Genomic DNA, 9,883 nt, shown 5'->3' with positions numbered 1-9,883 from the left:
TCGAGCAGCGCATCGACAACAAGATCATCCGCCCGAGCGCCAACTACACCGGTCCGGAGAACCTGAAGTTCGTGCCGCTGAAGGATCGCAAGTAAGACCGGCTGCCGGTTTGCTCCGCGTCGGGTTGCCTTGATCCGGGCCTGCGGGCAAGGGGGTAGTTGGTCGCTGACATGGGACCACTACCCCTTTTTCATACCTATATTGATTTCCCTACACCATGAATTCTGCAAACCGCAAACCGCTACCGGGCACCAAGCTGGATTACTTTGACGCGCGCGCCGCGGTCGAGGCAATCCAGCCGGGTGCCTACGACAAGCTGCCGTACACGTCGCGCGTGCTGGCAGAAAACCTGGTGCGCCGCTGCGATCCCGCCACGCTGACGGATTCGCTCAAGCAGCTGATCGGGCGCAAGCGCGACCTCGATTTCCCGTGGTTCCCGGCGCGCGTGGTGTGCCATGACATCCTGGGCCAGACCGCGCTGGTGGACCTGGCCGGCCTGCGCGACGCCATCGCCGAACAGGGAGGCGACCCCGCCAAGGTCAACCCGGTAGTGCCGGTGCAGCTGATCGTCGATCATTCGCTGGCGGTGGAGTGCGGCGGCTTCGACCCCGATGCGTTCGCCAAGAACCGCGCCATCGAAGACCGCCGCAACGAAGACCGCTTCCACTTCATCGACTGGACCAAGCAGGCGTTCAAGAACGTCGACGTGATCCCGCCGGGCAACGGCATCATGCACCAGATCAACCTGGAGAAGATGTCGCCGGTGATCCACGCCGACAACGGCGTGGCCTACCCCGATACCTGCGTCGGCACCGACAGCCACACCCCGCATGTGGATGCGCTCGGCGTGATCGCCATCGGCGTGGGCGGCCTGGAAGCCGAGAACGTGATGCTCGGCCGCGCCTCGTGGATGCGCCTGCCGGACATTATCGGCGTGGAGCTGACGGGCAAGCGCCAGCCTGGCATCACCGCCACCGACATCGTGCTGGCACTGACCGAGTTCCTGCGCAAGGAGAAGGTGGTCGGCGCCTACCTGGAGTTCCGCGGCGAAGGCGCCTCGAGCCTGACGCTCGGCGACCGCGCCACCATCTCCAACATGGCGCCGGAATACGGCGCCACCGCGGCGATGTTCTTTATCGACGAGCAGACCATCGATTACCTGCGCCTGACCGGCCGCACCGATGAGCAGCTCAAGCTGGTCGAGACGTACGCCAAGACCACCGGCCTGTGGGCGGATTCGCTGAAGAACGCCGAATACGAGCGCGTGCTGAAGTTCGACCTGTCGAGCGTGGTGCGCAATATGGCCGGCCCGTCCAACCCGCACAAGCGCCTGCCGACCTCCGCGCTGGCCGAGCGCGGCATCGCCGTCGACCTGGACAAGGCCCGCGCGCAGGAAGCCGAAGGCCTGATGCCGGACGGCGCGGTCATCATCGCCGCCATCACCAGCTGCACCAACACCAGCAACCCGCGCAACGTGATCGCCGCCGCGCTGCTGGCGCGCAACGCCAATGCGCGCGGCCTGGCGCGCAAGCCGTGGGTCAAGTCGTCGCTGGCCCCGGGATCCAAGGCAGTCGAGCTGTACCTGGAAGAAGCGAATCTGCTGCCCGACCTCGAGAAGCTTGGCTTCGGCATCGTCGCCTTTGCCTGCACCACCTGCAACGGCATGTCCGGAGCGCTGGACCCGAAAATCCAGCAAGAGATCATCGACCGCGACCTGTACGCGACGGCAGTGCTGTCCGGCAACCGCAACTTCGATGGCCGCATCCACCCGTACGCCAAGCAGGCCTTCCTGGCCTCGCCGCCGCTGGTGGTGGCCTATGCCATCGCCGGCACCATCCGCTTCGATATCGAAAAGGACGTGCTGGGCACGGACCAGGACGGCAAGCCGGTCTACCTGAAGGACATCTGGCCGAGCGACGAAGAGATCGACGCGATCGTGGCGAAGAGCGTCAAGCCCGAACAGTTCCGCAAGGTCTACGAGCCGATGTTCGCCATTACCGCGGCCAGCGGCGAATCGGTCAGTCCCCTGTACGACTGGCGTCCGCAGAGCACCTACATCCGCCGCCCGCCCTACTGGGAAGGCGCGCTGGCCGGCGAACGCACGCTCAAGGCGCTGCGTCCGCTGGCGGTGCTGGGCGACAACATCACCACCGACCACCTGTCGCCGTCCAACGCCATCATGCTCAACAGCGCCGCCGGGGAATACCTGGCCAGGATGGGCTTGCCGGAAGAGGACTTCAACTCGTACGCCACCCACCGCGGCGACCACCTGACCGCGCAGCGCGCCACCTTTGCCAACCCGACCCTGATCAATGAAATGGCTGTGGTCGATGGCCAGGTCAAGAAGGGTTCGCTGGCGCGCATCGAGCCCGAAGGCAAGGTCGTGCGCATGTGGGAAGCGATCGAGACGTACATGGATCGCAAGCAGCCGCTGATCATCATCGCCGGCGCGGACTATGGCCAGGGCTCGTCGCGCGACTGGGCCGCCAAGGGCGTGCGCCTGGCCGGCGTGGAAGTGATCGTCGCCGAGGGCTTCGAGCGCATCCACCGCACCAACCTGATCGGCATGGGCGTGCTGCCGCTGGAGTTCAAGCCGGGCGTGAACCGCCTGACGCTGGGCCTGGACGGCACCGAGACCTATGACGTGATCGGCGAGCGCCAGCCGCGCGCCACGCTGACACTGGTGGTGAACCGCAAGAACGGCGAGCGCGTGGAAGTGCCGGTGACCTGCCGCCTCGACAGCGACGAGGAAGTGTCGATCTACGAAGCTGGCGGCGTGCTGCAGCGCTTTGCGCAGGACTTCCTTGAGTCGTCGCGGGCAACTGCATAAGCTGTGACAAAGGGCCCGAGCGGCACGCATGCCGCCCGGGCCAACCAGGACAAAGATTTCCATGACTCACGTACCCCAGATCAAGATTCCCGCCACCTATATCCGTGGCGGCACCAGCAAAGGCGTGTTCTTCCGCCTGCAGGATTTGCCGGAAACGGCACAAGTGCCCGGCCCGGCCCGCGACGCGCTGCTGATGCGCGTGATCGGCAGCCCCGACCCCTATGGCAAGCAGATCGACGGCATGGGTGCCGCCACCTCCAGCACCAGCAAGACCGTCATCCTGTCCAAGAGCACGCGGCCCGACCACGATGTCGACTATCTGTTCGGCCAGGTCTCGATTGACCAGCCCTTTGTCGACTGGAGTGGCAACTGCGGCAACCTGTCGGCAGCGGTCGGTCCCTTTGCCATCAGCGCCGGCCTGGTCGATGCCAGCCGCATCCCGCACAACGGCGTGGCCGTGGTGCGCATCTGGCAGGCCAATATCGGCAAGACCATCATCGGCCATGTGCCCGTCACCAACGGTGAAGTGCAGGAAACCGGCGATTTCGAGCTCGATGGCGTGACCTTCCCGGCCGCCGAAGTGCAGCTTGAGTTCATGGATCCGGCCGCCGAGGAAGAAGGCGCCGGCGGCGCGATGTTCCCCACCGGCAACGTGGTCGACGACCTCGAAGTGCCGGGCGTGGGCACGCTCAAGGCCACCATGATCAACGCCGGCATCCCGACCATCTTCGTCAACGCCGAGAGCATCGGCTACACCGGCACCGAGCTGCAGGACGCCATCAACAGCGACACCAAGGCGCTGGCGATGTTCGAGACCATCCGTGCCTACGGCGCGCTGCGCATGGGCCTGATCAAGAACGTGGACGAGGCCGCCAAGCGCCAGCACACGCCCAAGGTGGCCTTTGTCGCCAGGCCGGTCGACTACGTCGCCTCCAGCGGCAAGAAGGTGGCCGCGGCCGATGTGGACCTGCTGGTGCGCGCGCTGTCGATGGGTAAGCTGCACCACGCCATGATGGGCACGGCAGCGGTGGCGATCGGCACCGCCGCCGCCATCCCCGGCACGCTGGTCAACCTGGCCGCCGGCGGCGGCGAGCGCAACGCGGTGCGTTTCGGGCATCCGTCCGGCACGTTGCGCGTGGGCGCCGAGGCGCAGCAGGTCGACGGCGAATGGGCGGTCAAGAAGGCCATCATGAGCCGCAGCGCGCGCGTGCTGATGGAAGGCTGGGTGCGCGTGCCCGGCGACGCGTTCTGAGCTGAGCCGCACCCGCGAGGCCGTTCATGTCCACCGACACGCCGTCCGCGCAACGCCCCGATCCGGACCAGGTGCTGGTCGACATCGTCGACTATGTCACCCGGTACGAGATCAAGAGCGGCCTCGCCTATGACACCGCCCGCAACTGCCTGATCGACACGCTCGGTTGCGGGCTCGAAGCCCTCTCCTACCCGGCCTGTACCAAGCTGCTGGGTCCCGTTGTTCCGGGCACGATCGTGCCCAACGGCGCGCGCGTGCCGGGCACCCAGTTCCAGCTCGATCCGGTCCAGGCCGCGTTCAATATCGGCGCGATGATCCGCTGGCTGGACTTCAACGACACCTGGCTCGCTGCCGAATGGGGTCATCCGTCGGATAACCTCGGCGGCATCCTGGCCACCGCTGACTGGATCTCGCGCAACCACATCGCCGCCGGGCGCAAGCCGCTGACGATGAAGGCAGTGCTGGCGGCGATGATCAAGGCACATGAGATCCAGGGCTGCATCGCGCTGGAGAATTCGTTCAACCAGGTCGGGCTGGACCACGTGGTGCTGGTCAAGGTGGCCTCCACCGCCGTGGTCGCGCAGATGCTAGGCCTCACGCGCGACGAGATCCTCAATGCCGTGTCGCTGGCCTGGGTCGACGGCCAGAGCCTGCGCACCTACCGCCACGCCCCCAACGCCGGCAGCCGCAAGAGCTGGGCCGCCGGCGACGCCACCAGCCGCGCGGTGCGGCTGGCGCTGATCGCCCGCACCGGCGAGATGGGCTACCCGTCGGTGCTGACGGCAAAGACCTGGGGCTTCTACGACGTGCTGTTCAAGGGGCAGCCGTTCCGCTTCCAGCGGCCGTACGGGACGTACGTGATGGAGAACATCCTGTTCAAGATCTCGTACCCGGCTGAATTCCACGCGCAGACCGCGGTGGAGGCAGCGATGCAGCTGCACGGCGCGCTGGCGCTCGCGGGGCGCAGCGCGGCCGATATCGCCGCCATCACCATCCGCACCCACGAGGCCTGCCTGCGCATCATCGACAAGCAGGGCCCGCTCAGCAATCCGGCGGATCGCGACCACTGCATCCAGTACATGGTGGCCGTGCCGCTGCTGTTCGGCCGCCTGACCGCCGCCGACTACGAAGACAGGATTGCCGCCGACCCGCGCATTGACGCGCTGCGCGGCAGGATCACCTGTGTGGAAGACCCCGCGCTGACGCGCGACTATCACGACCCCGCCAAGCGCTCGATCGCCAATGCGCTGACCGTGACGCTGGCGGATGGCACCGTGCTGGACGAGGTGCTGGTCGAATATCCGCTCGGCCACAAGCGCCGCCGCGCCGAGGGCATCCCGCTGCTGGTGGAAAAATTCCGCACCAACCTCGCCCGCCGCTTCCCGCCGAAACAGCAGCAGGCCATCCTTGCCGCGTCGCTGGACCAGGCGCGGCTGGAGGCCATGCCGGTCAATGAGTACCTCGATATGTATGCGATTTGAGTTATCGCCCGGGCAACTTCATGCCGAATCGGCATAACCCTTGCAGCGCCCCTCCCGCGCCAAATTCTCCTCACGTATAGTCACTGCCGCTGCCTGAACGGGCCCTGCATCACAGGCCCCGCTGCCAGCAGCCACCGACTGAACACGGACGGCACCATTCCACCCATAAGGTATGTCGTGCCGATTCCAGTACGGGCCACACGTTCGTATAGATACCGAGGAGAAACATGAAACACTTCGCCCGCGTCACCACGCTGGCCGCTGCCCTGCTGTCGGCGAGCCTGATCACCGGCACTGCCCACGCGCAGCTCGCCCCCGCCGCACAATCCGCCGCCGCACCCGCCACCGCCCAGGCCGAAGCCCGCAAGGCCAATATCGTCATCATCGGCACCGGCGGCACCATTGCCGGCGCCGGCGCATCGGTGACCAACACCGCGGCCTACCAGTCCGCCGTGGTGCCGGTCGACAAGATCATCGCCTCGGTGCCCGAAATCTCCAAGGTCGCCAACGTCAAGGGTGAGCAGATCTTCCAGATCGGTTCGGAGAGCTTCAACAACGAACGCCTGCTGAAGCTGGCCAAGCGCGTATCGGAACTGCTCAAGCAGCCGGACGTGGACGGCATCGTCATTACGCACGGCACCGACACCATCGAGGAAACCGCTTACTTCCTGAACCTGACGCTCAAGAGCGACAAGCCGGTGGTGGTGGTGGGTTCGATGCGCCCGGGCACCGCGCTGGGCGCCGATGGCGCGCTCAACCTGTACGACGCCGTGCTGGTCGCCTCCAACCCTGCCTCCAAGGGCAAGGGCACGCTGGCCGTGCTGAACGACGAGATCCACACCGGCCGCGACGTCACCAAGAGCAACACCTTCAAGACCGAGACCTTCCGCTCGCCGTTCGGCCCGCTGGGCTACGTGGTCGAAGGCCGCACGCTGTTCTACCGCCTGCCGGCGCGTCCGCACACGCAGCAGACGCAGTGGGACATCGACAAGATCGACAAGCTGCCTGAGGTGGCAGTGCTCTACGCCTACGGCAACGCCAATCCGGCCGCGGTCGACGCCGCGGTGAAGAGCGGTGCCAAGGCCATCATCTACGCGGCCACCGGCAACGGCAGCGTCGGCGACTACATGGTGGAGTCGCTCAAGGCCGCGCGCGCCAAGGGCGTGCAGATCGTGCGCGCCTCGCGCACCGGCAGCGGCGTGGTGGTGCGCAACGCAGAGCAGCCGGATGACAAGTACGACTGGATCGTCACCGACGACCAGCTGCCGCAGAAGGCACGCATCCTGATGGCGCTGGCGCTGACGCAGACCAACGACGCCAAGGCGCTGCAGCAGGTCTTCTGGAAGTACTGATGAGCTCGTGGAGCAGGCGGTATCGCCGCTAGACGCTCCCGCCCTCTCCCCCGGCCCCTCTCCCGCGCGCGGGAGAGGGGAGCAAACCGGCGGCTGCATCGGCCGGCAGCAATTTCCCGGCCGTCTCCCCTTCCTTTCCCTCTTCTTCCCGTTCCAGCCATTGCCTTGGCGATTGGCCCAGCCGTGCCGTAAACGCGCGCGACAGCGCCGACGCATTGGCATAGCCCAGCTCCAGCGCCACGGATTTCACCGGACGGCCCAGGCGCAACTGCGCCTGCGCCAGCGTCAGGCGCCAGTCGGTCAGGTAGTCGGCCGGCGGCTGCCCCACGACAAGCCGGAAGGTCGCGGCAAAGGCGCTGCGCGACATGCCCGCGCGCGCCGCCATGCGCGGCAGGTCCCACGGCTCGCCCGGCGCCTCGTGCAGCGCCACCAGCGCGCGTGCCAGGCGCGGGTCGGACAGGCCGGCAATCAGGCCCGCCTGGATGCCGGCCTCCTGGTGGTGGTCGATCAGCCAGCGCAGCAGCTGGATCAGCACCACCTCGAACAGCCGGTCGGCCAGCAGGCGGTGGCCGCAGCGCACCTGGCCGGCCTCGGCAAACAGCAGCGCCAGCGACTGCTCCAGGCCGGCCACGTGCGCCAGCGGCAAGGCGATCAGCGGCGGCAGCGCGCGCACTACCGGGTTGCGCGCACCACCGTCGAAGTCCAGCGCCGCACAGGTGAAATCCGAGCCTTCCTGCGGCGGGTTGTGGAACATGTGGTGGACCGGGCGCGGGTAGAACAGCAGCGTGGGCTCGTCAATGCGCAGGCTGCCCGGCAGGCCCGAGCCCGGCGGGTGCCGCAGCTCCAGTTCGCCGCGGCGCAGGACATGCAGGAAGCCGCGGCCCGGCTGCGCGGCGAACTGGGTCAGCCCGCACAGCGGTCCCTGGTGGAACAGGTGCGCACGCGCGCGAAACCGCTCCAGCAGCGCGGAAAGCCGGTCGATGGGTTCAGGCATGGTCTGGACGAATTGGTATGTACGTAGGACTTTACGCACCCAATGGTACTCGATGGTTACCCATACTGCAGTCAAGGCGATCGCAACTGCCTTGTCCTTTCAACCTGTACCAAGGAGTCCACCATGTCCCGCGTTCCCCTCGTCAATCCCGCCACTGCCACGGGCGACAGCCAGGCCCTGCTGGCCGAGATCCACGGTGCCTTTGGCGTCGCCCCGAACATGTTCCGTGCTGTCGCCAATTCGCCCGCTGCGTTGCGCAGCATGTGGCGCGCGTTCGGTGCGCTCGGCGGCGGTGTGCTGGATGCGGCCCTGGGCGAGAAGATCGCCGTGGCCGTGGCCGATCGAAACCAGTGTGAATACTGTCTCGCCGCCCACACCGCGCTGGGCCGGAAGGCCGGTGCCACCGCCCAGGAAATGTCCGAGGCGCAGGCTGGCCGGGCGCAGGATGCACGGACCGCCGCAGCGCTGTCGTTCGCGCTCAAGCTGGTCAACCAGCGCGGCCAGGTCAGCGATACGGATGTGGCGCAATTGCGCGAGGCCGGCTTCAACGACGAACAGATCGTCGAGATCCTGGCGCATGTGGCGCTGAACCTGTTCACCAACTACGTGAACGTTGCCTTCGCGGTGCCGGTCGACTTTCCGAAGATCAAGCTGCGCGCGGCTGCGTAATCTGCCGCAACCAGGTGCGCGGTGGTGGCATTCAGGCCGCCGCACGCGTGCCCTTGGTCATCAGCCGGGCTTCGATAAAGATCCGGCTGACCTGAGGAAACCGCGCCCGGATGCGGCGCTCGATCCGGTCGATGGCGCCCGCGGCGCCGTTGGCAACGGTAGCGGTGGCGATGCGTCAGAAGCAGCACCGCGACCATCAGGCTCCAGAAATACAGCTCCTTGCCGTACCCGAACGGGTGCATGGCATCGGCCGGCCGGCGGCTGCGCGCCATGCCAACCAGCAGCAACAGCTCATTGCCGGTGTCGACGGTGGAATGGATGGCCTCGGACAGCATGGCCGAGCTGCCGGTCACGGCGGCGACGACAAACTTGGTGGCAGCGATCGCCACGTTGGCGGCAATCGCACCGTAGAAAGCGATACGCGACCCCGAAGATACGGGGCTTGCCGGGAGCGTCTCGGATGCGGCAGGTGCCGGGGACGCCCCGCCCTGCTGCGCAGTTTCAGGCCCACGCCGCATCGCTTTCCTCCACGAAGCTGCCCCTTTGCAGTGGAAGCAGGTCGCGCCAGTGTACTGGCGCGCCCGGGTGTGAAGGTGAAAATACGGCGGTTAATTGCGTTTTATAAATTTGAAAAAACGGGCGCGCGATGCGTCCGCTCCGGATTCAGAACATGGCACTGCTCATCAACGCCTTGGCCACCAGTACGCCCTCGTCCGGCGCTTCCGCATAGACCGACACGTCGGTGACCACCTGCCGGCGCCCACGCCGCACCACCATCGCCACCGCGCGCAGCGCCGTACCCTTTGCCGGGGCCAGGTACTGGATAGAAAGCGAACTGGTCGCCCCGCCCTTCACATCGTCGGCACTGCCGCCAGAAGCTGCCGCCGCGGCGCCGGCAATATCGATCAGCGTTGCAATGACACCGCCATGGACGATGCTGCCGTGGGTCACGTTGGTCGGCAGGAATGGCATCTCCAGCTCGACATGATCGGGAGCCAGGCTGGCCAGCCGCACGCCGAGGGCGCGCGCCACCGGGGAGCCGATCAGGACGTTGTCTACCATAATGCGCATGCGGGGGTCGACCGCAGCGTGGCGATCGTGCTGGCGGGGCAAGGTGGCAAGGGCTTGTGACATTTGGGCTCCTGTGAACGGCTTACGTCGTGCCTGCAGCGTAAGCGCATGGTCTACACGGCTCAATTACGTCAGACGTAATCCTCGCCGGCCCAGCCCGGCATTCCGACTGCCTGTCATTCGTACCCGATATAATGGCTGGCCGTTTCACCCCAATCCCTCCCGCCACCATGC

At 66.6% G+C, this 9,883-nt stretch carries 7 protein-coding genes and 1 pseudogene; 5 read left to right on the top strand and 3 right to left on the bottom strand.

The features are described 5' to 3' along the window. Nucleotides 1-217: 217 nt before the first annotated feature. The 4 genes from acnD (at nucleotide 218) to AC3WRI_RS32345 (ending at nucleotide 6,915) form a co-directional block, all read left to right on the top strand. The gene (gene acnD / locus AC3WRI_RS32360) at nucleotides 218-2,830 is read left to right on the top strand and encodes a Fe/S-dependent 2-methylisocitrate dehydratase AcnD (protein ID WP_058698636.1); all 2,613 of its coding nucleotides are present in this window, start codon (nucleotides 218-220) and stop codon (nucleotides 2,828-2,830) included. 61 nt (nucleotides 2,831-2,891) lie between these two features. Then, nucleotides 2,892-4,082, top strand: a complete 1,191-nt coding sequence (prpF, locus tag AC3WRI_RS32355) for a 2-methylaconitate cis-trans isomerase PrpF (RefSeq protein ID WP_492294951.1) — start codon at nucleotides 2,892-2,894, stop codon at nucleotides 4,080-4,082. A 26-nt stretch (nucleotides 4,083-4,108) separates the two neighbouring features. Then, nucleotides 4,109-5,563, top strand: a complete 1,455-nt coding sequence (locus tag AC3WRI_RS32350) for a bifunctional 2-methylcitrate dehydratase/aconitate hydratase (protein ID WP_011615389.1) — start codon at nucleotides 4,109-4,111, stop codon at nucleotides 5,561-5,563. A 227-nt stretch (nucleotides 5,564-5,790) separates the two neighbouring features. Next, complete coding sequence (locus AC3WRI_RS32345) at nucleotides 5,791-6,915, top strand: asparaginase (RefSeq protein ID WP_010809525.1); 1,125 nt, start codon at nucleotides 5,791-5,793, stop codon at nucleotides 6,913-6,915. A gap of 28 nt (nucleotides 6,916-6,943) precedes the next feature. Here the strand turns inward: AC3WRI_RS32345 and AC3WRI_RS32340 are convergent, their stop codons facing one another. Next, nucleotides 6,944-7,909 (bottom strand): AraC family transcriptional regulator, encoded by a 966-nt coding sequence (locus AC3WRI_RS32340; RefSeq protein ID WP_492294949.1) that lies wholly within the window; start codon nucleotides 7,907-7,909, stop codon nucleotides 6,944-6,946. Nucleotides 7,910-8,032: 123 nt separating this feature from the next. On the opposite strand from AC3WRI_RS32340, the gene AC3WRI_RS32335 reads away from it, so the two are divergent. Next, nucleotides 8,033-8,578 carry a carboxymuconolactone decarboxylase family protein gene (locus AC3WRI_RS32335; RefSeq protein ID WP_492294947.1) on the top strand — a complete coding sequence of 182 codons (546 nt, stop codon included), beginning with the start codon at nucleotides 8,033-8,035 and terminating at the stop codon, nucleotides 8,576-8,578. A 179-nt stretch (nucleotides 8,579-8,757) separates the two neighbouring features. On the opposite strand, the pseudogene AC3WRI_RS32330 reads toward AC3WRI_RS32335, so the two are convergent. Both AC3WRI_RS32330 and AC3WRI_RS32325 read right to left on the bottom strand, forming a co-directional pair. Continuing rightward, nucleotides 8,758-9,096 (bottom strand): annotated as a pseudogene (locus AC3WRI_RS32330) (cation diffusion facilitator family transporter); the annotation flags it as partial. A 145-nt stretch (nucleotides 9,097-9,241) separates the two neighbouring features. After that, complete coding sequence (locus tag AC3WRI_RS32325) at nucleotides 9,242-9,712, bottom strand: PaaI family thioesterase (RefSeq protein ID WP_010809529.1); 471 nt, start codon at nucleotides 9,710-9,712, stop codon at nucleotides 9,242-9,244. Nucleotides 9,713-9,883: the final 171 nt, after the last annotated feature.

The organism is Cupriavidus sp. FW305-27 (assembly GCF_058787995.1).
Note: the sequence above shows the minus strand (reverse complement) of the source record. Positions and strands in the feature narration are given on the sequence as shown.

Excerpts from the sequence above, each read along its gene's own strand:
- prpF (WP_492294951.1), top strand. The coding sequence starts at position 2,892 with ATGACTCACGTACCCCAGATCAAGATTCCCGCCACCTATATCCGTGGC.
- AC3WRI_RS32335 (WP_492294947.1), top strand. The coding sequence starts at position 8,033 with ATGTCCCGCGTTCCCCTCGTCAATCCCGCCACTGCCACGGGCGACAGC.
- AC3WRI_RS32350 (WP_011615389.1), top strand. The coding sequence starts at position 4,109 with ATGTCCACCGACACGCCGTCCGCGCAACGCCCCGATCCGGACCAGGTG.
- AC3WRI_RS32325 (WP_010809529.1), bottom strand. The coding sequence starts at position 9,712 with ATGTCACAAGCCCTTGCCACCTTGCCCCGCCAGCACGATCGCCACGCT.
- acnD (WP_058698636.1), top strand. The coding sequence starts at position 218 with ATGAATTCTGCAAACCGCAAACCGCTACCGGGCACCAAGCTGGATTAC.
- AC3WRI_RS32340 (WP_492294949.1), bottom strand. The coding sequence starts at position 7,909 with ATGCCTGAACCCATCGACCGGCTTTCCGCGCTGCTGGAGCGGTTTCGC.
- AC3WRI_RS32345 (WP_010809525.1), top strand. The coding sequence starts at position 5,791 with ATGAAACACTTCGCCCGCGTCACCACGCTGGCCGCTGCCCTGCTGTCG.